Source organism: Fibrobacter sp. UWH9 (genome assembly GCF_900129715.1).
Taxonomy (GTDB): domain Bacteria; phylum Fibrobacterota; class Fibrobacteria; order Fibrobacterales; family Fibrobacteraceae; genus Fibrobacter.
Genome location: NZ_FQWP01000022.1, coordinates 24,612 through 49,710, shown reverse-complemented (window position 1 = coordinate 49,710; position 25,099 = coordinate 24,612). Strand labels below are relative to the sequence as shown.

General features: G+C 50.8%; 27 protein-coding genes and 1 pseudogene. 9 read left to right on the top strand and 19 right to left on the bottom strand.

The window, feature by feature from the left end; genetic code table 11:
• Both BUB94_RS16540 and BUB94_RS13790 read right to left on the bottom strand, forming a co-directional pair.
• Nucleotides 1-617 (bottom strand): annotated as a pseudogene (locus BUB94_RS16540) (hypothetical protein); the annotation flags it as partial.
• A gap of 228 nt (nt 618-845) precedes the next feature.
• On the bottom strand, nt 846-2,453 hold the full coding sequence (locus BUB94_RS13790; RefSeq protein WP_083538308.1) for an AraC family transcriptional regulator: 1,608 nt from the start codon (nt 2,451-2,453) through the stop codon (nt 846-848).
• A 51-nt stretch (nt 2,454-2,504) separates the two neighbouring features.
• Here BUB94_RS13790 and BUB94_RS13785 point away from each other — a divergent pair, with 51 nt between their 5' ends.
• Both BUB94_RS13785 and BUB94_RS13780 read left to right on the top strand, forming a co-directional pair.
• Entirely contained in the window at nt 2,505-3,197 is a 693-nt protein-coding gene (locus BUB94_RS13785; protein ID WP_073157778.1) for an AzlC family ABC transporter permease, read from the top strand.
• Nucleotides 3,194-3,532, top strand: coding sequence for a branched-chain amino acid transporter permease (locus tag BUB94_RS13780; protein ID WP_073157775.1), 339 nt, complete (start codon nt 3,194-3,196; stop codon nt 3,530-3,532). The genes BUB94_RS13785 and BUB94_RS13780 overlap by 4 nt, the downstream gene beginning before the upstream one ends.
• On the opposite strand, the gene BUB94_RS13775 is transcribed toward BUB94_RS13780, so the two are convergent.
• The 4 genes from BUB94_RS13775 to BUB94_RS13760 all read right to left on the bottom strand — a co-directional run bounded on the left by BUB94_RS13775 (nt 3,513) and on the right by BUB94_RS13760 (nt 6,013).
• Nucleotides 3,513-4,136 carry a flavodoxin family protein gene (locus BUB94_RS13775; RefSeq protein WP_073238053.1) on the bottom strand — a complete coding sequence of 208 codons (624 nt, stop codon included), beginning with the start codon at nt 4,134-4,136 and terminating at the stop codon, nt 3,513-3,515. The two genes, BUB94_RS13780 and BUB94_RS13775, sit on opposite strands and share 20 nt — an antisense overlap.
• A gap of 182 nt (nt 4,137-4,318) precedes the next feature.
• Nucleotides 4,319-5,092, bottom strand: a complete 774-nt coding sequence (locus BUB94_RS13770) for an SDR family oxidoreductase (protein WP_073157769.1) — start codon at nt 5,090-5,092, stop codon at nt 4,319-4,321.
• 135 nt (nt 5,093-5,227) lie between these two features.
• The gene (locus BUB94_RS13765; protein WP_073157767.1) at nt 5,228-5,458 is read right to left on the bottom strand and encodes a DUF167 domain-containing protein; all 231 of its coding nucleotides are present in this window, start codon (nt 5,456-5,458) and stop codon (nt 5,228-5,230) included.
• A 15-nt stretch (nt 5,459-5,473) separates the two neighbouring features.
• Nucleotides 5,474-6,013 (bottom strand): DivIVA domain-containing protein, encoded by a 540-nt coding sequence (locus tag BUB94_RS13760; protein ID WP_083538306.1) that lies wholly within the window; start codon nt 6,011-6,013, stop codon nt 5,474-5,476.
• Nucleotides 6,014-6,204: 191 nt separating this feature from the next.
• Here BUB94_RS13760 and BUB94_RS13755 point away from each other — a divergent pair, with 191 nt between their 5' ends.
• From BUB94_RS13755 to yidC, 5 genes are all read left to right on the top strand, one after another.
• Nucleotides 6,205-7,287, top strand: a complete 1,083-nt coding sequence (locus BUB94_RS13755) for a GGDEF domain-containing protein (RefSeq protein WP_073157764.1) — start codon at nt 6,205-6,207, stop codon at nt 7,285-7,287.
• Nucleotides 7,288-7,404: 117 nt separating this feature from the next.
• The gene (gene rpmH / locus BUB94_RS13750; protein WP_073157761.1) at nt 7,405-7,560 is read left to right on the top strand and encodes a 50S ribosomal protein L34; all 156 of its coding nucleotides are present in this window, start codon (nt 7,405-7,407) and stop codon (nt 7,558-7,560) included.
• A 15-nt stretch (nt 7,561-7,575) separates the two neighbouring features.
• Nucleotides 7,576-7,941 (top strand): ribonuclease P protein component, encoded by a 366-nt coding sequence (locus BUB94_RS13745; RefSeq protein ID WP_249506433.1) that lies wholly within the window; start codon nt 7,576-7,578, stop codon nt 7,939-7,941.
• Nucleotides 7,934-8,182, top strand: a complete 249-nt coding sequence (gene yidD / locus BUB94_RS13740; protein ID WP_073238032.1) for a membrane protein insertion efficiency factor YidD — start codon at nt 7,934-7,936, stop codon at nt 8,180-8,182. Before BUB94_RS13745 ends, yidD begins: the two co-directional genes overlap by 8 nt.
• Nucleotides 8,179-10,017: a membrane protein insertase YidC gene (gene yidC / locus BUB94_RS13735; protein WP_073238029.1), complete on the top strand. Its 1,839-nt coding sequence runs from the start codon at nt 8,179-8,181 to the stop codon at nt 10,015-10,017. Before yidD ends, yidC begins: the two co-directional genes overlap by 4 nt.
• 94 nt (nt 10,018-10,111) lie before the next feature.
• Here yidC and BUB94_RS13730 read toward each other — a convergent pair whose 3' ends face one another.
• The 11 genes from BUB94_RS13730 to hisE all read right to left on the bottom strand — a co-directional run bounded on the left by BUB94_RS13730 (nt 10,112) and on the right by hisE (nt 20,518).
• On the bottom strand, nt 10,112-11,044 hold the full coding sequence (locus BUB94_RS13730; protein WP_073238015.1) for a rhamnan synthesis F family protein: 933 nt from the start codon (nt 11,042-11,044) through the stop codon (nt 10,112-10,114).
• A gap of 2 nt (nt 11,045-11,046) precedes the next feature.
• Nucleotides 11,047-13,419, bottom strand: coding sequence for a ribonuclease R family protein (locus BUB94_RS13725; RefSeq protein WP_083538299.1), 2,373 nt, complete (start codon nt 13,417-13,419; stop codon nt 11,047-11,049).
• Nucleotides 13,420-13,432: 13 nt separating this feature from the next.
• A complete protein-coding gene (locus BUB94_RS13720) occupies nt 13,433-14,185 on the bottom strand; it encodes a lysophospholipid acyltransferase family protein (protein WP_073238012.1) in 753 nt (250 codons plus the stop codon).
• 111 nt (nt 14,186-14,296) lie between these two features.
• Nucleotides 14,297-15,298: a dihydroorotase gene (gene pyrC / locus BUB94_RS13715; protein WP_073157746.1), complete on the bottom strand. Its 1,002-nt coding sequence runs from the start codon at nt 15,296-15,298 to the stop codon at nt 14,297-14,299.
• 163 nt (nt 15,299-15,461) lie between these two features.
• Complete coding sequence (locus BUB94_RS13710) at nt 15,462-16,277, bottom strand: ABC transporter ATP-binding protein (RefSeq protein ID WP_083538298.1); 816 nt, start codon at nt 16,275-16,277, stop codon at nt 15,462-15,464.
• Nucleotides 16,277-17,155 (bottom strand): MlaE family ABC transporter permease, encoded by an 879-nt coding sequence (locus tag BUB94_RS13705; protein ID WP_073157744.1) that lies wholly within the window; start codon nt 17,153-17,155, stop codon nt 16,277-16,279. The genes BUB94_RS13710 and BUB94_RS13705 overlap by 1 nt, the downstream gene beginning before the upstream one ends.
• Nucleotides 17,155-17,793, bottom strand: a complete 639-nt coding sequence (gene yihA / locus BUB94_RS13700) for a ribosome biogenesis GTP-binding protein YihA/YsxC (RefSeq protein ID WP_073157742.1) — start codon at nt 17,791-17,793, stop codon at nt 17,155-17,157. The genes BUB94_RS13705 and yihA overlap by 1 nt, the downstream gene beginning before the upstream one ends.
• A complete protein-coding gene (gene recR / locus BUB94_RS13695; protein ID WP_083538296.1) occupies nt 17,790-18,386 on the bottom strand; it encodes a recombination mediator RecR in 597 nt (198 codons plus the stop codon). Before recR ends, yihA begins: the two co-directional genes overlap by 4 nt.
• A complete protein-coding gene (locus BUB94_RS13690; RefSeq protein WP_073157739.1) occupies nt 18,383-19,246 on the bottom strand; it encodes an EAL and HDOD domain-containing protein in 864 nt (287 codons plus the stop codon). Before BUB94_RS13690 ends, recR begins: the two co-directional genes overlap by 4 nt.
• A 175-nt stretch (nt 19,247-19,421) precedes the next feature.
• Entirely contained in the window at nt 19,422-20,261 is an 840-nt protein-coding gene (gene hisG / locus BUB94_RS13685) for an ATP phosphoribosyltransferase (RefSeq protein ID WP_073238009.1), read from the bottom strand.
• Nucleotides 20,258-20,518 carry a phosphoribosyl-ATP diphosphatase gene (gene hisE, locus BUB94_RS13680; RefSeq protein WP_073157733.1) on the bottom strand — a complete coding sequence of 87 codons (261 nt, stop codon included), beginning with the start codon at nt 20,516-20,518 and terminating at the stop codon, nt 20,258-20,260. Before hisE ends, hisG begins: the two co-directional genes overlap by 4 nt.
• 131 nt (nt 20,519-20,649) lie before the next feature.
• On the opposite strand from hisE, the gene BUB94_RS13675 reads away from it, so the two are divergent.
• Both BUB94_RS13675 and BUB94_RS13670 read left to right on the top strand, forming a co-directional pair.
• Complete coding sequence (locus BUB94_RS13675; RefSeq protein ID WP_073238006.1) at nt 20,650-21,705, top strand: hypothetical protein; 1,056 nt, start codon at nt 20,650-20,652, stop codon at nt 21,703-21,705.
• A 50-nt stretch (nt 21,706-21,755) separates the two neighbouring features.
• On the top strand, nt 21,756-22,982 hold the full coding sequence (locus BUB94_RS13670; protein WP_073157727.1) for a hypothetical protein: 1,227 nt from the start codon (nt 21,756-21,758) through the stop codon (nt 22,980-22,982).
• Between the two features lie 95 nt (nt 22,983-23,077).
• On the opposite strand, the gene BUB94_RS13665 is transcribed toward BUB94_RS13670, so the two are convergent.
• Both BUB94_RS13665 and BUB94_RS13660 read right to left on the bottom strand, forming a co-directional pair.
• Nucleotides 23,078-23,815 carry a tRNA (guanine(46)-N(7))-methyltransferase TrmB gene (locus BUB94_RS13665; protein WP_073157724.1) on the bottom strand — a complete coding sequence of 246 codons (738 nt, stop codon included), beginning with the start codon at nt 23,813-23,815 and terminating at the stop codon, nt 23,078-23,080.
• Nucleotides 23,815-25,065: a carboxypeptidase-like regulatory domain-containing protein gene (locus tag BUB94_RS13660; protein WP_139259095.1), complete on the bottom strand. Its 1,251-nt coding sequence runs from the start codon at nt 25,063-25,065 to the stop codon at nt 23,815-23,817. The genes BUB94_RS13665 and BUB94_RS13660 overlap by 1 nt, the downstream gene beginning before the upstream one ends.
• Nucleotides 25,066-25,099 lie beyond the last annotated feature (34 nt).

The window sequence follows — 25,099 nt, the reverse complement described above, 5'->3', positions numbered from 1 at the left end:
GTCACAGTCCGATACTTCTGCCCGTCGCGCGGGTCGGTGAACTCGCCGTAAGACACCTTCTCGTTGAACTGCTTCGACATGTCGAAGTAGCTGCTAGTGGGCACAGCCGAACTAGATGATTCCACTGGGACCCAATATCCATCTTCGCAGACAAATCGCATCCCATCCTCTCTCCGAGTTGTTCCCTCTTCATCTGCGGAACACGTTTTCTTTACTTTACTAGAGCTGCTGGACTCAATCTTGACATATTGACCACTCTTGCAAACATATCTCTCCCCAGTATCATAAATGGTCAAAATACGATTCTCATCCTTTTCTTCGCAAGATTCCGGAATCAATCCATTCAAAGAACTGCTCATGGAGTCCGTGGACGAGTTTGATTTTGCGGAGGAAGAGCTGTTCGTTGACGAAGACGAAACGCTACTGCTAGACTTGTCATCTTTGCTGCTGCAAGACGAGGGGCTAGAGCCTTCATGGCTGTCGCCACTCAGGGTAGCGCCGCTGTCGGAGGATTCCTTTTCCGGTTCAACGAAGCTGCTGCTGTCGTCGTCACCGCAGGCGGTAAAGAACATGGTTGCCGCGAACAGGGCCAGGCAAAAAATTCTGAGCAGGTTCATTCAAATATCCTTGTCATAACTCGTTTGAAAAATAAGGCTATGTTCTATTAGAGTGTAGGACTGCCATTTTATGTTGAATTTACTGAAAAAAATACTAAAAAATGGTCTAACCCAACAAAAATTAGGTTAGACCAAGTATCTAAGATAAAGTTTTTAGATAGTTATATTACATCTACACTTTGAAAGAACATAGCCAATTTTATTTTTGAACGTTACACAAGGGACGTACTAGGAACGGGGATTTTTACCGAAAAATTCCTTGTAGCACTTGGTAAAATAGGAGGGAGCGGAGAACCCGACGCGGTAAGCCACCTCGGAAATGCTAAGGCTCGGATCCTGCAAAAGCTCGCTGGCCCGTTGCAGACGACGCTCGCGGATAATCTCCACAGGGGACTTCTGGGCTAGACTTTTCACCTTGCGGTACAGCTGAACGCGAGAAACACACATTTCCTGGCTAATATCCTCTACGGAAAGAGTGGGGCTGTCCAGCTTTTCATCCACACAGGACAGGAATTTCTCCATAAATTCGTTCTTTTGAGGGATTTCTGCGGACTTTTCCGGTTCAGTCGGCTGATTTTCAATCAAAGTTTGGGTCGTAGCGTCCAAAAGTTGGTCTCTTTGTTCCTCAAGTTGGTCCCTTTGCTGTTCCACACGGGCCTTTTCAGCATCAAGCTCCTCATTTTTGCGGATCAGTTCGTCATTTTTCTGACGAAGTTCCTCATTCAGGCAGTCTTTTATACGATTTGCATGAATAATCAGGATCAAGAAAACGAAAACAACGCCAGTGAAAAGGCACATGGCAATGCTAAGCATGGCTCGAGTTTCCGATTCATCCTTGATTTTGCCTACCAGATTGTGCATCTTGGCAATATAGCCCGCCCTTTTTTGGACTTCGCGGTACTGAAGCAACAAAACATTGGCATTTTCCTTGGTGACAATACTGGTTTCCAGTACATTGTTCTTTTCGTAAGGCTCCCCACGAAGAATCTTCAGAGCAAGTTCAATCAGCTCATCGCCGCAGGTGGGGTAAATGCCAGAAGCGATCAGCAGACCGTCACGGACATTTTCCATACCGCCATCGGAAATAGGCAGGGCATCCACACCCAAATACAGAACTTCATTTTCCTGACCATCCAACTGCCCGCGGGACGAAAGCACCTTGCGAGCCCCCAAGGCCATGCGGTCATTATCCCCAAAAACCAGGTCGATGGGGCCATCATAATACTTGAGGATTTCCTCCATGGCCTTGGCACCGGATTCTTCCTTCCAGTCGCCCTCGGCGTAACCCACAATTTTCAGATCCGGATATTTTTTGATGGCATCCGCGAAACCCTGATGACGTTCCTTAGCCGGTGAAGAACCCTTGAGGCCACCGATTTCGGCAATGTTTCCCTTGCCCTTCAGCTGAGCCGCCGCAAATTCTCCCATCATGTTTCCGATGGCGTAATTGTCTGCACCCATGAACGCCGCAAATTCCACGTCGTTCATCTTGCGATCATAAAGGATCACAGGCACCTTCATGTCCTGGGCCCGCTTCATACTTCCAGAAAGGCCCTTCACCTGATTTGGAGATACAATCAGAAGGTCTAGTCCTGTATTCAGAAGAGAATCAATCTGACGGCTCTGCTGCACATCATCGTCGTCGGCAAAGGCCATACGGATTTCCACATCCTCATTAAAATAGGATGCCAGCACCAGCTCATCTTTGAGCTGGTAACGCCAATCCGTTAGCGAACACTGAGAAATTCCAATCACATACTTGTGTTCGTGACTGCCACAGCCCATAAGGGTCGCGCACACAAACGTAACAAATAACGCCCCAAACATTTTCATCATGTTTCCAATATACAATAAATTTTCGGTTCTGTTTTCTATATTCCCACTACAATGCAGCCGACTCAATCCTCATTCAAGAATTCTCTGAAGATCGCCTTCAAGCGTTCTTTGCCAGTACTTACAGGGTACTGGTTTCTGGGCATTACTTATGGGGTGTTGGCGGAGTCCATGGGCTTCAGCTATCTTTACCCGCTGAGCATGGCGCTGTTCATTTTTAGCGGGTCTGCGGAGTTTCTTGGCCTGGGAATGCTTGCGGCGAATTTCAATCCGCTGGCCGCTGCAAGTATGGCTCTGGTGGTGGGCGCCCGTCATCTGTTTTACGGAATTTCCATGCTGGACCGTTATCGCGGTATGGGGTGGCGAAAGCCCTTCCTGATTTTCTGGCTTACGGATGAAACCTTCGCCATCAACTATAACGCCAAGGAATCAACGCCTACGGAAATGCTGTTGGTGAGCCTCCTGGATTACCTTTACTGGATATCCGGCGGCTTTATGGGCTACATGTTCGGTTCCCTTCTGAAGGTGGATATTCACGGTCTGGAATTTGTGGTGACCGCCATGTTTGTGGCCATCTTCATGGATCAGTTCCTGAAAGAAAAGGAGCATCGACCGGCGTGGATTGGAATCGGTTGCACGGCGGCGGCGCTGTTCATTTTTGGAAGTCAGTACTTTGTGATTCCTGCCATGATTGGTATTCTTTTGCTGTTGACCACTTTCCGTAAAAAGTTAGAGGTAAACCTTTGACATCCCAACAACAAATATTGACCATTGCCATTCTGGCCTTGATGACGGTGTTGACGCGAGCCTTGCCTTTCATCATCTTTTCGGAAGGGAAGTCCCGGAAAAAAGAAACGCCCAAGTATATTCAGTACCTGGGCAAGGCTTTACCGCTAGCTGTTTTTGGAATGCTGGTGGTGTACTGCCTTAAGGATGTTCAGTGGCTTCAGGGGGTGCACGGCATTCCCGAGGTAGTGGGCATTTTGACTACCGCGGCAGTTCATGTGTGGCGTCGTCAGCTGTTCCTCTCCATGGCTGTAGGAACCGCGATCTACATGATTCTTATTCGCGTTCTGCAGTAGCCTTCATCTTCTTTGCGAAATCGGCCATACGCTGCAGGTCGTTTTCGTTAGGTCGTGTTGCTGCATCGGCCCAGCGTTTCTTGCAGGCTTCAAGGTCTTCGCCCCTGTGGCCGGGAACGCTTCCTTCGAGGCGTCGCTTGATTAGTGCCGGGTTGACGGCTCCCTGGCAGCTGAAGGTCCCGAGGATCCTGTTGCCTGGTCCCATCATGGAACCTGCCCGGGCAAAGGCCGTGATGGTGTGTTCCGTTCCGTCGTAGGCACCGTGGGTCTGGAACAGGGCGACCTTCTTGCCGGAAATTCTAGAAAGTAAAATGGAGGACTTACGGTCGGGAGCGCCCTTGCGGAGCCAGTAACCTACCATGACTCCATCGTAGCCGGAAAGTTTTTCTTCCAGCTTTCTGTCGAGAGTTTCCGATGAAATGGCGAGACTGTTTCTGCAGACGTCGATGGAGACAGATTCCTCATCGTCTTCTTCGCGAATATCTGCGGATCCAATAATTTCCTGAACGTTCAATAAATCGGCACCCATTTCACGGGCGGCCACTTCAGCCAGTTTGCGGGTGTTCCCCGTAACGCTGGAATAAACAACAATCCATTTCGCCATGTCCCTAATCTAATACCAAAAGCGCGGGACAAAAATCATTTTTTTCTTATTGTTGAACATAAAAAACGCCCGCGTTTCCGCGAGCGTTTTTAGCTTAAAGTTTAAAGTTTAAAGGTTAAAGTTTAAAGGAAAGCGGATTTTTTCTGAATTTCTTTCCGCTTTACTCTATCCGCTTTCACCTACTACATGCAGGTGTAGCCACCGTCAACCGGAACCATGATGCCGGTAACGTAGCTGGAAGCCTTGCTAGCGAGGAAGATAGCGGCGGTGTCCAGTTCGCCTTCATTACCATAGCGTTCTGCCGGGATCATAGTCTTGGCATTTGCCTGGAAGAAGTCGGAATCCAGGGTTTCCTTGGTGAGCGGGGTGTAGAAGTAACCCGGGCAGATGGCGTTAACGTTGATGCCCTTGCTGGACCATTCAGCGGCCAGGGCGCGGGTCAGGTTAACAACTGCGCCCTTTGCGGCGTGGTACGGTGCAGAACCGCAGATCTTGTTACCAACAAGGCCGTACATAGAGGCGATGTTGATGATACGGCCATACTTTGCCGGGAGCATTGCCTTCTTGGCGACGGCGCGAGCCATCTTGAAGGTGCCGCCCAGGTCCACGTTCATTTCGTGGTTCAGCTGGTCGTCGGTAATGTCTTCTGCCGGAGCGACAGCGCCGGTACCGGCGTTGTTGATCAGGATGTCGATGCGGCCAAGCTTTGCGAGGATTTCGTCAACGGCAGCTTCGACCTTGGCGGTGTCGGTAATGTCGCACTGGACTGCGATAGCTTCGACGCCGTAGGTTTCAGAAATTTCCTTGGCGACAGCTTCGATCATTTCCTTGCGGCGGGCGATTGCAACAATCTTTGCGCCCTGATTTGCAAGTGCCTTGGCCATCTGAACGCCAAGACCAGTGGAACAACCAGTAACAACTGCGACCTGACCGGTCAAATCAAAATAATTCTTCATCTTTATTCCTTGTGTGATGATTTTTTTTAAAATGCGAAAGTAAAATACACTTTAAAACCTTTAAAGTGCTACAAATTGGAGCAATTTTTCAAAAAAATTACGGAAATTCGTTGAAAATCACAAAAAAAGACCCGATTACGGGTCTATTCCGTCGATCTCGACGACTTTCTTGTTGTTCGTTGAGCCTAAAACCACCCGAACATCCCGCTTGTGAACCTTAAAATGGTCTGCCAGCAGCTCGCAGATGGCTTCGTTGGCGGCACCCTCTACCGGCGGGGCCTTGACTTCCACCTTAAAGCTGCCGTCGGGCTGGGGCGTTACCGATTCCCGCTTGCTGCGGGCGTGAACCTTGATATTGATTCTCATGGGGTTCCTGCGGGCTTAGGCCAGGACGTTTCCCATGGTGGGAACATTGACCTTGGCAGGAGCCACGCGCTTGGGTTCCCGTTCCAGGGCTTCCATTTCGCGCTGGTCGTTTTCCATGGCGGTCAGCAGGTCCTGCTGGCCCTTGATCAGGGCGCGGCAGCGGATGAAGTAGTTGGTGCGCAGCTGTTTCAGCTGTTCGATTTCGGCGCGGAGGTCTTCGGCTTCACGCTTGGTACTTTCCACTTCGCGGACGGCGCGGGCCTTGGCTTCGGCGATAATAATTTCGGCTTCCTTTTCGGCGGTAGACTTTACTTCGTCTACAGTCTTCTGCATGGTCACTACGGCGTCCTGGATTGTCTTTTCAATCTGGCGGTAATAGTTGACGCGCTCTTCGGCCACCTTCAGACGTTCAGTCAGGTCGGTTCGCTCCCTGGACATCTGTTCAAAGGCGTTGGCTGCCGTTTCCAGGAATGCCTTGACTTCTTCGGGGTCGATGCCGCCAAAGCTCTTCTTGTGGAAAGTCTGATTTCGGATATCTAGAGGTGTCAGTTCCATAATTAACCTTGTAAAGTTGGAAGTCCTTTTTAAGACGTGTAGAAATATAATAATAAGAATTCCCAATTTAGTCCGTCTAACTTTATAAAGTGGGTTAGAGGTGCCGAAAATTGAAAAAATTTCAATTAAAAATGTGGACTTTTTTTGTTTTCTGCAGAATTCGTTTTATATTTTGGTGTAGGATAGGATTGATGAGAATAATAAAGAATTTCTGGAAACAGCAGAACACCCTGGAAAGGAAACTTTTCTGGTCGATTCTTGTTGTGGTGACCCTGGCTTCTACGGGTTCGGCTATCTTTACGGTAGCTGAAGGGATGAGCGCCATAGCTGCGGCCTGTGGCTTCGGCTGTGTACTTGTCTGCTTGATGGTGGCTGCCGTTGCAGTAAAAACTTCCCTGTATAACCAGTGTTATCTGGTGATGTGCTGCCTGCTCACCTGCTTTTTGATGCCGTTGCTGTTCTTGTTCTGCGGCGGTATTACCAGCGGAATGCCTCTTTACTATGTGACGGCCATTGCCTTGATCGCCTATGCGGCGCGGGGGACGGCCAAGATCGTGGCTTTTTCTGTGTCGGTCCTGGTGAACGCCATTGTGTTTTTGGCGTCCTGGGTCTACCCGAACCTGGTGGTGGCGGAATTGGATCGGGATGGCGCCTACCTGGATATTCTGGTAACGAGCCTCTTCACTTCGTTGACCCTTTTTGCTGTGGGGGCGTTCTCTTTGAGGGCTTATGCCGAAGAACGCAAGAAGTGTGAAGTTTTGCTGTATAAATTGGATTATTTATCGCAGCGAGACCCGCTAACCGAGATTTATAACCGCAGGCACTTGATTTCCCACTTGCAGGATGTGGTCTGGCGCCGTCGAAATGAATTTTACCTGCTGATGCTGGACCTGGATGACTTTAAGCGGATAAACGACCGTCTTGGACATCCGTTCGGGGATCAGATTATCAATGCCGTGGCTCGAATTCTGGCAAATCATCAGGACGAAGGTTGCGGGGAGTGTGTTGCCCGTTACGGCGGCGTTAATTTTGTGTATGCCATGAACGCTTCGTCCGAAGGCGAGGCTTTTGCCAGGGCGGAAGCTATCCGCAAGGAAGTTCGCCAGCTCCAGTTTGAAGATTTTCCAGACGTTTCCGTGACTATAAGCGGTGGTTTTGTGCCTTGTTCTGGGCGGTCTTTCTCTGATATTCGGCAGGTTTTGAGCCACGTGGATGAACTTCTGGTGTTTGCGAAAACCCATGGAAAAAATCAAATTCGCAATGGGGCTGATTAAGAAATTCGTGGAAAAGGTGTTGATAACCCCGATTTCTTAGACTACCCCCCTTGATTTATCCTTGAACTTTACTAAATTTGCATTTCAAAAATTTGACTTTTAATAAAGGTTACTACAATGAAAAGAACTTTCCAGCCTCACAATCGTAAGCGTGTCAACAAGCATGGTTTCATGACCCGTATGGAAGACCGTTGGGGTCGTGCTGTTTTGAGCCGTCGCCGCGCCAAGGGCCGCAAGCGTCTGACCATCAGCGACACTATCTACAAGAAGTAATTTGGGAATTGGCTCGTGGCCAGTCTACGTTCTTATAGGCTGCCCAACCAGCCCGCTTACCGGCAAGTAGCCGTCCAAGGGAAGTATGTCCGCGGTTCATCGTTCTCGATGAGGTGGATTGATAGTCCGGACGGTTTTTGTCGTTTCTGCTTTTTGGCAAAAAAGAAAAACGGTAATGCCGTTTATCGCAATAGGTGCCGCAGACTTCTGCGCCCGTTGTTCTATGGGATGGTTCCCCAGATCACCAAGCCTGTTTGGGCTATGATCATCGTAAACGATAAGGCCGAAGAAGTTACTTCGGAACGTTTCCGCGAAACCGCCGAGAAAATCTTCAAAAAGATGGAATGGAGCCATGCAGACTCCGACGTCAAGAATGGATAAGATACGGGATGTTGCCCGGAGCGTGATGATTGCTCCCATACGTCTGTACCAAATTATCCATCCTTTTTTCTTTAGTGGCATCTGCAGGTTTCAGCCGACCTGTTCTCAGTATGCAATTGAGGCTATCCGCGTCCACGGAGTCTTCAAAGGTTTCTATCTTGCGGTTTTTAGAATTTTAAGGTGCAATCCATTTTGCAAGGGCGGCTACGATCCCGTACCCCCTAAAAAGGAAAGAAGATGAACAAGAATACCCTAGTCGGAACTATTCTTATTGTAGCCATCATGATCTGGTGGTTCAGTACCAATGCCGCTAATAACGAGGCCTCCATGGCTGCCAGGGCCGCCCAGAAGGCTGCTGCAGATTCTGTTGCTGCCCTCCAGGCCGAACAGTCTGCCTCTAATGGTAGCCTGGTTCTCCCGGTAACGGGAAATACGGAACTGAAGGCCGCTCCGGTTCTGGGTGGTGCTCCTGCGGTTGCCGCAGCGGATTCTTCTGCCAAGGATTCTGCAGCTGTTGATTCTTCCGCTGCACCTGCCAAGGTGATTGAAGCCCGTTCCGTCGTGGTGGAAACCGAAAAGTTCATCATGACCCTCACCAACAAGGGTGCAAAGATCCAGAGTGTGATCGTGAAGGCCCTGCCGGATTCCGCAGGCAAGTTCCCCGAACTGATTCAGGATACCACCCTCGGTGCCCTGGACCTGAAGATTGACGGAGCTGACCTGAGCGAAGTGCTGTTTGATGCTGGTGAAGTTCCCGCTAAGATTGATGTGGCTTCCGATACTACAGTGCAGTTTGTTTTCAAGGACGCCAATGGTAACCAGGTTATCCGTAGCTATGGCTTTACCAAGGATGGTGCTGCTGTTCGCCAGTCCAACAAGGTGGTGGGTTTCCGCGCTAACGGTTATGAACTGTCCTGGAAGGGCGGCATGAAGGAAACCGAAGACATTCCTCAGGGTAAGAGCTTCGGTGGCGCCTCCTACTTCTTCAGCGAAGTCGTCTACAATAATACCAGCAATGTGGAACGCGAAATGGTCCGCGAAGAAACTTCCTTCAACGATGGCCGTCTTTCCTGGGCTGGCCTTCGTCGCAAGTATGTCGCCATGACCATGCAGTTTGACACTCCGGTTCCTGCGACCCTCAAGGCAAAGCCCATGAAGGTGATGGAAAACGACAAGGATCCCGGTACCTACAAGCTGACTGTTTCTGATGAATTCCATGGCGACGAACTGGCTTACAACTTCATGGTTCTCCCGCTGCAGTGGAACGAAATTGAATCCCTGAACCAGGACTACGAAAAGATCATCGTCAGTGGCTGGACCTGGTGCGGAGCAAACGTTTGGTTCGTATGGATCTGCAAGATGTTGCTGAAGCTCCTGAACCTGTTCTACAGCATGTTGCCCAACTACGGTATCGCCATCATTCTGGTGACCTTCATTGTCCGCGGTATTACCACTCCGTTTACTGTCAAGCAGATGAAGTCTACCAGCGCCATGAGCAAGCTGAAACCCCAGCTGGATGAAATCAACGTGAAGTACCGTAGCGATCCTCAGAAGAAGCAGGCCGCTATTATGGAACTTTACCAGAAGAATGGCGTGAACCCGCTGGCTAGCTGCACTGGTGGCTGCCTCCCCATGCTGTTCCAGATGCCGGTGTTCATGGGCTTGTTCTTCGTGCTTGGCCGTGCTGTGGAACTCCGCGGTATGCCGGCATTCCTCTGGATTACCGACTTGAGCCGTAGCGATGTTATTTTCGATGGCTTCAGCATTCCGTTCCTCATGCCTGCCGGTCTCGCTGTTCTCCCCTGGATCATGGTGGTTACCACCTATTTCCAGACCAAGGTGACCATGGGTAGCAACTCCGCGATGGATCCTGCCCAGGCTAAGATGATGGCTTGGATGATGCCCGCCATGATGTTCCTGTTCAGTGCCGTGATGCCTTCTGGCCTTGTGCTCTACTGGATTGTTTCTAACATCTGGTCCATTGTCCAGTACAAGATCATCAAGCGCGATCAGAACGGCTCCGATTCCAAGACTATTAAGGGCAAGAAGGTCCAGGACGCTGAAATCGTCAAGTAGTCTGCTGGCTTTCTAGACTGTAGTCTTATAGAATTGAAAAACTCCCGAGGTCTGAACTCGGGAGTTTTTTTATAGTATGAATTTTTCCGTTTGACTACTCGTATTCTGCGCCGTCTAATTTGCGGCCGAGAATCTTGTATTTCATCTTGATTGCCTTCCGCAAAATGGGCCAGCCGATTTTATGGAATCCCTTTTCCAGCAGGGTGTCTCGGGTCTGGGTGATGATGTTCCCTGCGGGCTTGGGGAGCCATTCTTCCTTGAAATCGTTTGCGAGACCTGCTTCCTTGATAAGGGCTGCGTAGTCTGCCGAGAGGGCGTCGTAGGCCTTGTTTCGGATAAAGTGCATTCTTTCCTTGGCGTCGAATCGGTGCTGCAGGAGTTTGCGCTTTACAAAACCGCAACCTTGTGCGATTAGTTCCGGATAGGCGAACATGACAGGTCGTTCTGTGTTGAAAAGACTTTCCGTCTGAACTTCAGCTTCTAGGAATGCGCTGGAAAGCCCGATTTCAAGACGATGGACCACATCGTAGAAAGTTTCCTGTTCGGGAGTTTCCATGAGGTGCATATAGAAGGCCCCAAGTGCTTCCTGTTTTAGATAAAGGAAGAAAGACTGCAGGTGGGGAGTGACTTCGTTGTTCATGGTAAGAGAAACCGCGTCGGCAGTGCTGGTTTCGGCCCGCTTGATAAAATCGGCGAAACGGTTCTGGTAGTAGACGATAGAATCGTTTACCAGCAGGATTCGTTCGATACTGGTCAATGGGGCAAACTTGCCTTTGCCTTGTGCCAGATCCTTGAGAAAACGGTGCCACATGCCGAAGTCGAAGCCGTGGTTTTCTGTAAGGTAAAGCCTGATCCCGTTTTCTTCGAGGAACGTGTTTGTTTCTGCAGAAAGCGGACGGTTATTTGTCAGAAGGACCACGGTAAAGTCGGTTTCTGCCAAGTGCTTTAACGCAAAGCGGACGTAGCCGGGGAGGTCTTCCCCGACTTGGTACGAAGCGTATAGGACTAGCTTGGAATTTGTAGGCATGATTACCTGCGGCGGGTGCGGACCTTGCCTTTACGGGGCTTTTCGCTGCGGCTTCTGGGTGTAGCGCGAGTTTCCTTGGCGGCTGAACTGTGTCCGCGGTCGGCTCTGCCTCGGGCGGCACGTCCGGTGCGTTCGAAGCTGGGTGCGTCCATGTCGGAACCACGGCGGCCACGACGTCCTCGTCCGCGCATGCCTGCGGAAAGGAATGCCGGCATGCCGTCATCGCGATCGTCATCGTCGGGCTGACTCAGGTAGCCCATGGCTTCTGCGGCTTCGGCTCGGTCCATGCGTTCGTTGTAGTTGCGAGCGTCTTCTTCCACGTCGCGGCGGGTGCGGCGCTGCTTCTTGGGCTCGGGAGAGAGTTTCTCGATAATGGAGAAGTCCACCTGGCCGCGTAGCGGGTCCACGCGGAGCAACTGAGCCATCACCTTGTCGCCACGGCGGAAGGTGCGGCCACTGCGCTTGCCGAATGCAAGACCCTGATCCGGATTGTATACGTAGAAGTCATCGCCGGCGATGTCGCGGTAGCGGCACAGACCTTCGGCGATGGGATCGTTAATGGAAAGGTAGATGCCCCATTCCTCGATGCCGTTGACGGTGGCCTCGAAGTTGTCGCCGATGCGGTCCTTCAGGAGCCAGGTAGAGCAGACCTTGATGGCCTGGCGTTCCACCTTCATGTTCTTGATTTCGTTGGCGGAAATCAAGTCGCATACGTCAATGACGCTTTCCTTGCGCTCTGCGGAAATTTCCTTGCCCTTGCGAGCCAGTTCGCGATGGCACCAGAGGTCGGCGTAACGGCGGATGGGGGAGGTAAAGTGAGAGTAGTCCTGCCAATTCAGGGCGAAGTGGCCGAAACTGTTGCTGTCGTAATGAGCCTTCTGCATACTACGCAGAATACGGTTCATCAAGGTCTCGTCGTCACCAGCCTTCTGCACCAGGTGTTCATAGAGCTTGAACGCGGTGGGATTCAGGTTGGTGTCGCCGCTGCGGGGTTTGCCCAGATCGCGAAGCATCACCGGAGCGCCCTGGAACAGGTTGGGGTACATATAGTACAGTTCCATGATGTCCTTGGTGTCGGGGGCTTCGTGAATACGGTAGATGCCCTGCAGACCGCGCTTCTTCAGTTCCTTGGCGCAGCAGTTGTTGGCAATCAACATACATTCTTCAACCCAGGAGTTGGAGATGTCTGTGGTGCGGGGGTAAATGTCAGTGGGTTCGCCGGCTTCGTTGAAGTGGCAGCCCAGTTCGGTACTCTTGAATTCCAGCAGGCCTTCCTTGGTACGGTTGGCTTTCAGCTTGGCGGTAACTTCGGCCAGGTCCTGCATATCCTTGTCACCTTCTTCCCACAGCTTCTTTGCTTGCTGGTAGGTGAGGGAGCGGGTAATGCGGACGATACTGCGATGGAAATCCCAGCTGAGAACATTGGCGTTCTTGTCCAGCATGATCATGCAGGTGTGGGCGCAACGGTCCACATCTTCGTGGAGGGAGCAGATGTCGCTGGAAAGTTCGTCGGGAATCATGGGGACTGCGGTCCAGGGCAGGTACTGGGTGTAGCTGCGTTCCATGGCTTCCTGGTCCAGGGCGCTGCCCTCGGGAACATAGTAGCTTACGTCAGCGATATGGACTCCCAGCTTGTAGCCGCCATCTTCTGTACGTTCGATAGAAATGGCGTCGTCATGGTCCATGGCGCCTTCGGGGTCGATACAGAGGATGGTGGTCTTGCGGTAATCCACGCGACCCTTGAAATCTTTTGCGGTAGGAGCCTTGATGGTCTTGATGTAATCCTGGATTTCCTTGCTGAAGCCCTTGGGAAGGTTAGACTCTTCCATGAACTTCTGGGTAATCTCGGACCAGGAAACGTTCAAGATTTCGGCGGAATGGTCCACCTTGGCTAAATAGCTGTGCTTCAGACGGGGGTGGGGGTACAGGGTAAAGCTGATGACTTCCCCTTCCTTACCCGGAGCCTGACGGCGGTGGCACATTTCGAACTGCTGTTCTGAATCCAGTTCGGTGACGATCCAGGATTCTTCGCCAGTCTGGTGCAGTACGCCTCGGCGGACGCGGGTGCTCTTATCGTCGGTGGTCTGGCGGCGGCTACGGGCTCCCGGACGGCGGTTGTCGCCATCGCTTGCTTCTGCCAGCTTTTTCAGGCGTTTTTCACGCTTTTCTTCCAAAGGTTCGCCGTCACCAATCTGGTATTCCTTGTGATTGGTTCGCTTCAAGACGCCCTGGCTGACCAAATCGGCCAGAAGCTGCTTGAATTCCATTTTCTGTTTCTTGGGAAGGCCGAGGGAGGCGCGGAGTCTGCTCCCAACCATGGGTTCTTCTCGGAGAACGGCGACAATCTGCTCGACTGTCGGTAATTGCTGTGCCATGTTAAGCCTCCTTTTATGCTTCGGCCTGGGCCGCTGCCATTTCCGCCTGCTTATAGGGCAATGCGGATTCAATCAAATCGTGTACTTCGTCGCGGAAGTCTGCCATAGGTTTATCGGCGTAATCTTCGTATTTGTAAACCGGATGGACGACAATCTTGACTTCACCGGGAACGAGCGAAAACTTCGTCTTGGACAGACGTTCGCCGGTTCCAATTAATGTAATTGGCAAAATTGTAAAATGTTCTTCTTTCGCCATGCGAAATATTCCATTTTGGAACTTCAGCATTCGGCCATCGGCACTACGGTGTCCTTCGGGGAACACGCTGATGGTGTAGCCCTTGGAAAGTCGGTCACTGACCAGCTTGCCCATGCCGGCATTTTTCTTGGGATCCTTGTGGTTTACTGGGATACAACCTACGTGGTTGAGGACCCATCCGAAAATGGGGATGTTCCAAAGTTCGCCCTTGGCGATAAAGGAGCTAATGATGATGCCCGGCCAGATAACGTTGATGTCCAGGAAACTCTGGTGGTTGGACACGATAACGAAATTGGTACCTTCGGGGATATTTTCTTTGCCGATCACGTTCAGCTTGATTCTAAAAATCTTGAACAGTACGTTAAAATAGGTGATACAGACACGGGTACATTCTTGCCATTGACCCAAAAGTCCACCACGGAAAAGCATGTAGGGGACGCCGATGATGATAAGGGAAACTGCGATGGTCAGGTAATAAAGTATTGCTCTAATAAAAGATACAAAAGCCATAATTGGAACCTTAATGTTGTGATGCGATGGGTCCTTGTTCTCTTGTAGACAATCTACATAAAAAAAGGGACCCCTGCGTCATCAAGGGTCCCGTACTAGATGTTTTTTAGCTTATTTCAACTTCCATTCCAAGGTTTGGCCGGCTGCCAGGGGAACCACTCCGTTGACGACCTGGGGAACAGTCCAGTTTTCCTTGACCACTTCGATTTGACTGGTGGTTCGGGGAAGTCCGTAGAAGTCTGCACCGAAGCCCGCGATGAAATTGGCTAGCTTGTCCAATGCACCTGCCCGATCAAATTCCTGCACGAGAAGCGGGATAGCTACGGGGGCGCTATAGACGCCAGCGGCACCGCAGGGGCATTCCTTCTTACCCTGCTGATGGGGAGCGGAATCGGTGCCCAGGAAGAACTTGGGATTGCCGCTAAATGCGGCTTCGCGAATGGCGGCGCGGTCTTCGGGGCGCTTGGGCAGAGGTTTGCAGAAGTGGTGGGGACGCAGGGCGTCGCCAATCACATCGTCCAGAGTCATCATCAGGTGATGAACGGTAAAGGTGGCTGCCACATTGGCGGGCAGACGCTTTACGGCTTCTACGGCCTTTGCACTGGAAAGATGTTCAAAGACTATCTTCAGCTTGGGGAATTTTTCGGCCAGAGTTTCCACGCGCTTGATGAATGCGGGTTCGCGATCCAGGCAGAATTCGCCCGGTTCTTCACCATGGACGCAGAGAATAAGGCCCAGTTTTTCCATCATGGCCACTACGGGGAATACGGCTTCGAAATCACTGATTCCGTCGGCGCTATTGGTGGTGACGCCTGCAGGATAGTACTTGCCTGCCACGACACCTTCTGCCATCATGTCCTTTAGATCCTGTTCGGTGTAGTTCGGATTCAGCTTGAAGGTCATGAGGGGCTGGAAATCCGGGCGGACACTCTTGGCGGCTTCAAGAATCTGCTGCTTGTATTCCTTGATGGATGCGGCAGATGTCATGGGGGGCATGGTGTTGGGCATGATGATGGCACGGCCGAATTGTGCAACAAGGTCGCGGACATAGCCGGGCATCAGTTCGCCCTGACGGAGATGGGCGTGAAAGTCATCGGGTAAAGGAAGGAACATAATAGTGAACAGTGAATAGTTGGGAGTGAATAGTGAAGAGTTATGAGCGATGAGTGATGAGTTATGTGCTAAAGTTAGGTGCCTTCGGCGCGATTATCTAGCTCATTGCTCTCGGCTCAAAACTCACCGATGAAAGGAGCCGTAGGCGACGCCCTCGCGCCTCTTATCCGCTTGTTCTTAGGTCTCGGAACAGTTCCCTGGAGATTTCGCTGTTGGAGGTTCTCCAGTATTCAAAGGAGTTGGGTTCCGTAAGAACTTTGCGGTGCAAGAAGCAAATATTGCAATCCAATTCTTTAGAAATCAGCAAGTCATGGGTCACGATGATGATTGTTGTCTTAAACAGCATTCGCATGTTGTCGATCAGAGGCAACAGGTTTCGGCGATTGTAGTTGTCCAGACCTGCGGTAGGTTCATCCATCAAAAGGAGCTTCGGGTCCATGGCCCAGGATCTTGCGATGGCCACGCGCTTCTGCATACCCATAGAAAGCTGGTGCGGGTAAAGGTCTGCTTCTTCACGGACTCGCATCAAGTCCATGGCCATGTTGATCTTTTCGTCGATTTCGTCGGGTGAGCCCATCTTGTGGTATCGCAGGGGGAGGGCGATGTTATCTCGCACCTTCAGATTGGAAATGAGGGCTCCATTCTGAAAAACCAGTCCTACCTGACGTTTTGCCACTTCCAGTGCCGTTAGACGTTCCGGTGGGATGTATTCACCAAAATAATATAGGTTCCCCTTGGTGGGGCGCACCAACCCTGCAATGATTCGCAGAATGGCACTTTTTCCCTGACCGGATCCACCACCGATACAAATAGTGTCGCCACGGGTCACGGTAAGATTCGCTCCGGTCACTAACTCTTTCTGGGGGTCGTCTTCAACTTTCTTGAAGAATCCCAAGGCTCGGGGCTTTGAGAAAATCGTTCCTGCCAGATCGTTGTAGGACAGGTGAATATCTTCCATTCTTAAAGCTTCGTCAATCATTAGATAATCGAGTTGATGTTGTTCATGTAGTCGACGAAATAGAATATAGAAAGCACTACGTCTGCGCACACAATATACAGGAAGGACTTGATAACGGATCGGGAGGTGGCCTTGGGGACCTGGCGGATGTCTCGCGGAATATTCAGTGCCTGGTAACAGGCGTTGGTTGTAATGATTGCCCCGAAAACGAGAGGCTTGATTATGATATAGACGAAATCTGTAAGGGTCAGTGCGCTCAGGATTTCAGTGGTCAGATAATCCCAGGTCAGCTGGATGTTGATGATATTTCCGGTGAGGGCGATCATGGCCTTGGTTACGAGGAACCCTGCACAGATGGCGCTTGCACTGAAGATGATGTTCATGAAAAACAGGGCGATGCATCCACCAAAAAGGCCCGGCATAACAAGGAATCGAATCGGGTCCACACCCATGGTGGCCAGCGCATCAACTTCCGAATTAATGACCATGCTTCCGATGTATGTGGTCAGCGAGGATCCACTTCGGCCAGCGATAAGGAATGCCGTAAGAATGGGCCCTAATTCTCGGATGATTACAATAACAATCAGACTTCCAACCACATCGGAGAAACCCATCCTGCCCATGAGGGAGATTACTTCGATGATGACGACTGTACCGAACAAGGTGGCCACGACGAACAATACCGGAAAAATTTCTACGCCGGTAAAGAACGTCTGGGTGATGATATTCTTGGTGTCTGTCTTGAAATTACGGTTGCGAGAGAAAAGACTGGTGATGGCGTTCCAGAAAAGAGCGCACTGCTGCCCAAAGGTACGATGCAGCAAAAACATTCCCAGGTAGTGGAATATCTTTGCCGGGGGGCTGAGCTTCTGCCAGTTTTTTGATCTCTTTGTTCTCACTAGACCTTTTCGCCTTGGTTCATTGCTTCAAGAATTTCAGTCCAGAGCTGGTCAAGACCGAATTTTTTTAGGGAGCTCACGCAAAGAGGGTTAGATTCAAGACCGAACTTTTCCTTGATGGAACGAAGTCCCTTGGCAAGTTCAGACTGATTGACCTTATCGCGCTTGCTGGCAACGATCAGCACGGGGCATCCTGCGGCGCGGATATTTTCCACGGCGTCGATGTCTACGTCATGTCCGCCGTGGCGGATGTCTACCAGATAGACCAGACCCTTCAAGTCCTTGCATTTTGCGATGTAGTCTCGAATGGCGGTGGACATCTGCTCGCTTTTGGACGAACTGACCTTTGCGTAGCCTACACCTGGTAAATCTACTAGAAAAAACTTGTTGTTGACTTTGAAGAAATTGATTTCGCGGGTTTTTCCGGGGGTAGAACTGACCTTGACCAGTCCGTTCTTGCCCATAAGTGCATTCATAAGGGAAGATTTTCCCACATTGGATCGTCCAAGAAATGCGATTTGAGGGAGGCGTTCCTCGGGAAGCCCTTTCATGTTTACGGCTGCCGTTACAAAGACTGCCGAGGTGACGGTGAAGCCGCCCACTTCGACGGGGGCTTGGTGCTTTACGGGTGCGCTCATAGGCTTACTCTTCCTTCGAAGGCTCTTAACATGGTGACTTCGTCTACAAATTCAAGATCGCTGCCCATGGGGATGCCGCGGGCCAGGCGGGTACGCTTAACGTTGACTCCGTTGAGCATGCGGTCGATCATGAGGGCGGTGCTGTCAGCTTCGGGGCTGGAACCTAATGCCAGGACCAGTTCTTCGATCCCTTCGGTCTTGATGCGGTTGACCAGTTGGTTTAAGTGGAGTGCCTCGGGACCGATACCGTCTAACGGAGAAATGACTCCCCCCAGTACAAAATAAAGTCCGCGGAAAATGCCTGACTTTTCAAAGGGGATGATGTCTGAACTTTTTTCTACGACGCAGATGGACTTTGCTCCTGCCCTGGCCTTGCAGGTGGGGCAGAGGTCTTCGTCGGTAAAGGCGTAGCAGTTGGGGCAATGATGAACTTTGGTAATGGCGTTCACCAGGTTCTCGGCGAAGCGTTCCACGTCGGATTGCTTGCGGGTGAGAATGTGGTAGGCCAGGCGTCGGGCTGTCTTTTGCCCGATGCCGGGGAGACCTGAAAATTCCCCGATGAGAGCTTCAAGACTTTGTGGTTCTACCATCATAGGCTATTTTCCGGTCTGGCGTATAACATGAGCAGCAACCATTCCTGAATGTGGCGCATACCAACCCAGACGACTGCATCTTTTATGTTGTCTATATGGTCGTGGGCCTGGCTGTCGGAATTGACGAACTTTAGAAGGTTTGCGGCAATTTCCGGATGTTTGTCCAAGTTGCTGCAGAGTTCTTCTAGAGTGGGGCGGATCCGCAATAGCTGGAGCAACTGCAAAATGGCTGTAGATGTGGCGTCAATTTTTTGACCGGTGACCATTTCGGGTCGGGCGAAATAGAACCCTTGAAAATAATCGTAACCGGCTTCTACGCAACGCTTGAAGGTTTCTTCGTCTTCGACTTTTTCGGCTAGGAGCTTGATGTTCCTTGCCTTGAAGAAGGCGGCGGCCTTGCTCATGCTGTCTAGGCTGTTTTCTACAACGTCCATCTTGATGTAGCTGACGTAGGGGAACAGCGGGGCGAAGCGGTTGATGAAGTTCTCTTCGAAGATAAAGTCGTCCAGGGCGATTTCGAAACCCATGGACTTATACTCCTCGATGGCTTCGATGACGCGATCGTCCACTTCTACACTTTCGAGAACTTCCAGAACGAAATATTTAGGGTTCAGCAGGCCGAATAAATTGTCCAGCAGCATGTTCCTGCTGCAGTTGACAAAAGCCTTGCTGCTGCCGACCAGACGCTGGATGCCGATGTTGTTCAGTACGTTCTCCAACACCTGTGCGGTTGCCAGCAAGTCGCTGGATATAACAGCCGTACTGCTGTTCGGAGAATCTCTGAACAGCAACTCATAGGCGCATACCTTGCCATCGCGGTCAAGGATCGGCTGACGGGCTAAATAAGCGAGTGATTCCATGAGGTAGTGGCTAGTGGTTGGTGGTTAGTGGTTAGTGGTTAGTGGTTGGCGGTTAGTGATGTTGGAAACGTTTTTTACCTGCATATCCTGTTTACTAACCACTGCTTACTAATCACTATTTTAAGGTCCTGTTTACTAACCACTAATCACTGTCTACTGAATTTAACGCGAAGCGTTAAATTCGGGCGGACTTGATACCGAAGAGCAGGATGCTGCGTGCGCCTGCGTCCCAGAGCTTGTCCATGATGGCGTTGGCATCTTCCTGGGGCACCATGGCCTTTACGGAGTACCAGTCACGACCGTGGAGCTTGGCAACGGTAGGAGCGTCGAGACCCGGGGTCAGGGCTACAGCCTTGTCGAGAACGTCTGCGGGGCAGTCGTATTCGATCATCATGTAGGACTGTGCGACCAGCTTACCCTGGATGCGGCGGATCAGGGTGTTCACTTCTTCCAGGTCGGTCTTCTGGGGGTTGCAGTAGAGGGCTGCGTTGGAGCGGAACAGCGGTTCACCGATAATACGGAGGCCAGCCTGCTTCAGGGTGGTACCGGTTTCCACAACGTCTACGATAGCGTCGGCCACGCCAAGGCTAACGGAGATTTCCACAGCGCCTTCCAGAACCACAAAGTTCATGGGCTTCTTGTAGTAGCCTTCAACAATGTTGGGGAAGGAGGTGGCGATGGTAGAATCCTTCAGTTCGTCCAGAGTCTGGATGGGGCTTTCGTTAGGAACTGCAGCGCACATCTTGGAAGCGCCAAAGGGCAGGTCCAGAACCTTAACAGCCGGGCTCTTGGCTTCGGCGTTGAAGTCGATGCCGGTGATACCTGCGTCGATGATGCCGCGACCCACATACATGGGGATGTCGCTAGGGCGCAGGAAGAAAAATTCGATACCGTTCTTGGTGTCGATCTGGGTCAAAGTCTTGTAGGGCTTGGATGCCTTGTAACCGCAGGCCTTCAGAAGTTCCTGGGTAGGTTCAAAGAGCATGCCCTTGTTCGGGAGAGCTACCTTAATCATAGTTTAGCGTACACTTCTTCGAGGGTGAGACCTTTTTCTGCCATCATGCAGGCCACATAGTACAGAACCTGGGAAAGTTCCAGGCACTGGTCGTCGCGGGTTTCGTAACGGGCGGCCATCCAGCTTTCGCCGGCTTCTTCCACCAGCTTCTTGCCGATACCGTGAGCACCCTTCTTGAAGAGTTCAGTGGTGCTCTTGCCTTCGGGCATGGTTCTCTTGCGCTCGCAAACCAGCGCGTAGATTTCTTCAAACGTCATGATTGACCTCTTTTTGATATTTCTTTACGAGGTACAAGATAGAAAATTCAAAAAAGTCCACTTATGCATTTTGAATGTTCAATAAGGTTTAACGTCCTATTTTGCGGAACATCTATTTTATATTTGGAAATATGAAGTCTTTCGTGAAAGTTCTTGTTGCTGTGGCTCTTGTATTGGTGTTGGGAGTGTCACTTTACCAGTTTATCAGTTCTCGTGAAAAGGGGATTGCCCCGCAAAAATTGAGTTTCCCTGAAGCCCTTGAAAAAGCGGACCGAATGGAAGTGACTGCGGCGGGCCTTGGTAAAATTGAACGTAGCAAGATAATTGATGGTCGGTTGTACCAGAACTTTGTACAGATACTCCGTGTCGGTCTTCTTTATGAACATCCGCAGGATACTCTCGAATCTGACTGTAAAGAGGGTGCCTATATTACTTTGTATCGCGGTGCGGATTCCCTGGACAGATTCCGTTTTACCACTGCGTTTAACCGAGAAGGTTCGGTGGGATACTGGAGTACTCCCAGATTGCATAAGATTAATAAATTCCTGAAGGATGTGGGCGTTCCCTTTAGAGGTTGCAAAATCGAATCTGACATGGTTACTGAAAAATCTGAAAAGACCGAAGTAATGACTGTTCCCAAATTCAAGAAAAGACATGGGAAACGGGATGCTGATTTTTCTGAGATCCAGTATGAAGTAGACAGAGACGGTAACGTGTTTGAGTTGGGCGATTCTGTAAAAAAACAGGTTGCCGTAACGATGGAACTTTTGAACGAACTGATTTTCCCGGCCGATACGGCTCTTGGAACACCGCTTAGTGAACTTGTACGAGACTGCAACCGGGCCGAAGTGATTTTTAACTGCAATGAGGATTGTAAGAAAGAGGTTCGCGTAGCTTCTAAGAAGGTGGTGCTTGATTCTGTGCAGCTGGCGGAATTCAAAAAAATGTTGCTGAACCCCACGTTTGAAACTTTTGCTGGTTCTACTGTGTCTCGTGCCGAAACGGTTATTACTTTGTATAAAGATTCCGCCGAAGTTCTAGAACTTTGGACTATTGGCTCAGGCTTCGGAAATATTGACAAGCATCAGCGGGACAAGGATTTTGATAGAGGTGGCGCCTGGTATAAGAAAGAGCCCAAGGATTTGGATGCCTTCTTCGCCCCAATCAAGGCTGCCGCATTTGAATAGACATCCCGTTATTTCTATATTTGCCACCGATTTTTTTAAGGTGGAAGAAAATGAACAAGTTTGCAAAGAGTATTTGTGCTTTGTCCGCTGTGGCCGTGACGGGTGCCGCACTGATGGCATGTGCCGGCGGTTTCAAGGTCAAGGATCCGGAGTCCTTCAAGAATAAGTCCGGCGTGATTGGCGTGTTTCGCCAGGCCGCTTTTTATTGCAGCGATGTGAATCCCCAATACATGACTTTGGGCGACAAGCGAATCCTGGTAAAATCCGGTTGGAGCAGCGAACAGGACAACCTGTTTGTGAACGAAATGAATCCCGGCGTTGCAACTCTTTATTCCTACGAATATACTTGCGGTGAAAACGATAACAAGCTGGTTCTGGATACTGCCGATAATGGCAAGCGTCCGTTCCCTATTGCCGTAAAGATTCCGGATGACGGCTTCTGCAAGATTGTGATTTCCTTCCTGGAAAATGACAATCTGTTCTCTCACAATGACGCCCTGTTGCAGGAACAGTTTGAGAAGGAGAAGGTGGCCCTGAATCCGGATAATGTTCCTTACTGCGATATTATCGATACCAAGGGTAACGTGGTCTCCTTCGTCAATCGCGATTCTTTGATTGATGCCCAATATGAAGCAGCACTGAAGAGCGCTCCCAAGTTGACTAGCGATGACATTCAGCCCCTGGTGAACCTGGACCAGAATTCCAGCGTCGCTACCTTGAGCGGCGACAACACTCAGGTGATGTTGGTGACCTGGCACAATGATCCGGACCAGTTCAAGGATGGTCAGATCATGACCTTGAAGAAGGACTTCGTGTGGGCCTTTACCGACAAGGAATTCATGAAGTGGTTCAACGAAAATAAGGATGGCGTGAACAACTGGACTTTGCGCCTGAAGCAGCTCCTGGGCAAGGCTCCTGACTTTGACGGAACTTACTTTACCGTATTCTGGGTCCCCGTGAAGGATGTGTTCCGTCCGGCATTTGTTCCCGATCCCACCAATGACGTGATGAACGTGGCGTTCCCCAGCTCTTTCGAAGAAGACCGTAGCGAAAGCGCCATGTGGTTCAAGAAGTGGTTCGACAAGACTCGCTCTCAGGCCTATGGGCGCGAAGGCGGTTTCCCCTGGACACGTCTGGGCTATACATACGACTGGGGTCGTACCGATGGCGGCAAGTATGGCCTTACCGAATTCATTGTTAGGGAAGGTGCCGAAATCGAAGTGAAGTTTACCCGTGGAACCAAGGGTTTCCTGGCCTGGACTAGGGACCGTAAATAATAGGGTTCTGCAGGTCTAGTACCGCTAACTTTTAAAAAGAGCGGGTTCACCATTTGAGTGAACCCGCTTTTCTATTTGAACTCAATTTGGGAATTCTATTTGCGGACTAGAGTTCGCCAGAGTTGCTGGCCTGCTTCCTTGAATTTTCGCTCGAATGCCGTTTCCGGATTTTCGGGATTGAAGGATTCGCAAACGACAGTGGCTGAAGTGTTCACGATGCGGGCTGCTTCTGCAAATTCCTGTGCGTAGATGTCCCAGTTGGTACGAAGTTCCGTAACGGGACTCAGGGACAGCAGCGTAGGAAAGATGGGGTGCAGATGGAATCGTCTGCCGGCTTCGCTTTCCTTGGGCCAGGGGTTGGGGTAGAATACGGCGTGATGTTCGATGATCCAGTTGCCTGCAAGAACTTCTTCCTGGGCTAGACGCCAGAAATCCAGAAGTTCGGCTCGGATCCAGAATGCGTTGGCGGGCTGGTCTGTGCCTGCGGCCTGTTGCTGGTGCTCGTTACCGGCCTTGTTCAGGCGAACTGCAGACTTGTCCACTCCGATGACAGGAATGCCTGGAAAACGTCGGGCCAGATGTAGCGTGCTTTCACCTGCGCCACAGCCCGAATCCAGAACGATGCGGAACCCTTCGGCGTTGCCAGAGACCTTGTTCCCATTCTTCTCGTAAAAAGATTTGACGTAGTCCTTTGCGACCCCAAAAGCCTCGCGGGTATGGTCGGCTATAGGACGCAAAAAACGGGTCGCAATATACTTGCGAACCGTTTCGTCTAGATTTTTGTAAAGACCGTCTTGATTAGATGTTACCGCATGAACTGCGTTGTCTGTCATTACTTTTCCCAAATGCTCTGTCTGTCGCCACCAATCAGTTTGACATCATCCATCCAGAAGTCAACCGTATTAGTGAACTGCCAGGTCAAGATGGTGACGCAGCTGAGGCTACCCTTGGTTTCGTCGACGATGTCGGCGGTCGCCACGGTAACAGTTTCCCACTCGTCAGAAAGTTCCTTAAATCCGTAGGACTTGTTTTCGACGGTGATGGAACCGTTTCCGTCGGTAGGCTTCTTGTGTACTTCGTCTTCGATGATGAAGTAATAGCTGCCAGTACCTCTAACCTTAAAGCTAATGGAATCGACGGAAGAAAGGTCGTAACAGATAGACTTGTCGTTACTGCCGATGCCGACGCCCACATTAGCCCAGGGGTAGACCAGCAGGGCGCCCTTGTCGTCGGTGTTCGTGTCGCGCAAGGTGTCGAAATTGAAGGTGACGTGCAACAGACGCTGTTCACCGTCGTCGTACATCTTCAGGTATTCGCTGGTATCGCCTTTTGCAACGACAATCTCGGTACCTGCATCGATGATGACATTGGAATGATGAGACTGGAACCACCAGCCGCCATCACTGGGACCAAAATACTTGGGACCAAAACGATGCTGGTTGTTGCCGTCTTCGAAGTCGTCCAAAAGCAAGGCTTGGCGTTCGTTGGCAAAAGTGCTAGTGGAGGATTCCTTACCTGCATCAATCTTCAGGTATGTGCTGGTGGTATCCTTTGCCTTTTCGTTGGGAATGTACACCAGGTCGAAATGACCGGCGGGCAGGGAATCCAGAACGAATTCGCCGTTGACAACTTTTGCGGAATGGTCGAGGCCGCGAACCTTGATGGTTCCTTCATCGATGTAACCCAGGAAACCGTTGATGGTTGCCATATCGGCCAGGTTCACTGTTCCAAGATCTACTCCGGCGTCAGAAACCTTGACCTTTGTCTGGATGGCCTTGCCCTCGAGGGAGGCTTCCAGAATGTAGCTGCCGCTGGCAACGCCTTCAACAACTACCTGACCGTTCTTATCGGTTTCGGCGGTGTAGGCATCCTTGGAACCTTCGAGGCTTGCGCTTTCTACAAGCTTAACCTTGGCTCTTGCGGCAGGAGTCTTGTCGGCTGTTAAAATCTGTGCGGTAATGGCGTTTCCGGCTTCGGTGCCAGAGGGGCCGCCGCCTGCAACCTTGTCGTCAGAACATGCAGAAAGACCGAGGCCAAAGCCAAGGACTGCTGTAACTGCCAATGTTCTATAGGACTTGCTCATACCCAAAAAATAAAAATTTTTTCCGAATAGTTCC

Coding starts and splice junctions, on each gene's coding strand:
- BUB94_RS13730 (WP_073238015.1), bottom strand. CDS start 11,044: ATGCCTACAAATTCCAAGCTAGTCCTATACGCTTCGTACCAAGTCGGG.
- BUB94_RS13775 (WP_073238053.1), bottom strand. CDS start 4,136: ATGGCGAAATGGATTGTTGTTTATTCCAGCGTTACGGGGAACACCCGC.
- yihA (WP_073157742.1), bottom strand. CDS start 17,793: ATGAGCGCACCCGTAAAGCACCAAGCCCCCGTCGAAGTGGGCGGCTTC.
- BUB94_RS13770 (WP_073157769.1), bottom strand. CDS start 5,092: ATGAAGAATTATTTTGATTTGACCGGTCAGGTCGCAGTTGTTACTGGT.
- rpmH (WP_073157761.1), top strand. CDS start 7,405: ATGAAAAGAACTTTCCAGCCTCACAATCGTAAGCGTGTCAACAAGCAT.
- BUB94_RS13760 (WP_083538306.1), bottom strand. CDS start 6,013: ATGGAACTGACACCTCTAGATATCCGAAATCAGACTTTCCACAAGAAG.
- BUB94_RS13660 (WP_139259095.1), bottom strand. CDS start 25,065: ATGAGCAAGTCCTATAGAACATTGGCAGTTACAGCAGTCCTTGGCTTT.
- yidC (WP_073238029.1), top strand. CDS start 8,179: ATGAACAAGAATACCCTAGTCGGAACTATTCTTATTGTAGCCATCATG.
- BUB94_RS13670 (WP_073157727.1), top strand. CDS start 21,756: ATGAACAAGTTTGCAAAGAGTATTTGTGCTTTGTCCGCTGTGGCCGTG.
- BUB94_RS13790 (WP_083538308.1), bottom strand. CDS start 2,453: ATGATGAAAATGTTTGGGGCGTTATTTGTTACGTTTGTGTGCGCGACC.
- pyrC (WP_073157746.1), bottom strand. CDS start 15,298: ATGTTCCTTCCTTTACCCGATGACTTTCACGCCCATCTCCGTCAGGGC.
- BUB94_RS13690 (WP_073157739.1), bottom strand. CDS start 19,246: ATGGAATCACTCGCTTATTTAGCCCGTCAGCCGATCCTTGACCGCGAT.
- BUB94_RS13725 (WP_083538299.1), bottom strand. CDS start 13,419: ATGGCACAGCAATTACCGACAGTCGAGCAGATTGTCGCCGTTCTCCGA.
- BUB94_RS13710 (WP_083538298.1), bottom strand. CDS start 16,277: ATGATTGACGAAGCTTTAAGAATGGAAGATATTCACCTGTCCTACAAC.
- BUB94_RS13665 (WP_073157724.1), bottom strand. CDS start 23,815: ATGACAGACAACGCAGTTCATGCGGTAACATCTAATCAAGACGGTCTT.
- BUB94_RS13755 (WP_073157764.1), top strand. CDS start 6,205: ATGAGAATAATAAAGAATTTCTGGAAACAGCAGAACACCCTGGAAAGG.
- hisG (WP_073238009.1), bottom strand. CDS start 20,261: ATGATTAAGGTAGCTCTCCCGAACAAGGGCATGCTCTTTGAACCTACC.
- BUB94_RS13765 (WP_073157767.1), bottom strand. CDS start 5,458: ATGAGAATCAATATCAAGGTTCACGCCCGCAGCAAGCGGGAATCGGTA.
- BUB94_RS13785 (WP_073157778.1), top strand. CDS start 2,505: ATGCAGCCGACTCAATCCTCATTCAAGAATTCTCTGAAGATCGCCTTC.
- hisE (WP_073157733.1), bottom strand. CDS start 20,518: ATGACGTTTGAAGAAATCTACGCGCTGGTTTGCGAGCGCAAGAGAACC.
- recR (WP_083538296.1), bottom strand. CDS start 18,386: ATGATGGTAGAACCACAAAGTCTTGAAGCTCTCATCGGGGAATTTTCA.
- yidD (WP_073238032.1), top strand. CDS start 7,934: ATGGATAAGATACGGGATGTTGCCCGGAGCGTGATGATTGCTCCCATA.
- BUB94_RS13675 (WP_073238006.1), top strand. CDS start 20,650: ATGAAGTCTTTCGTGAAAGTTCTTGTTGCTGTGGCTCTTGTATTGGTG.
- BUB94_RS13720 (WP_073238012.1), bottom strand. CDS start 14,185: ATGGCTTTTGTATCTTTTATTAGAGCAATACTTTATTACCTGACCATC.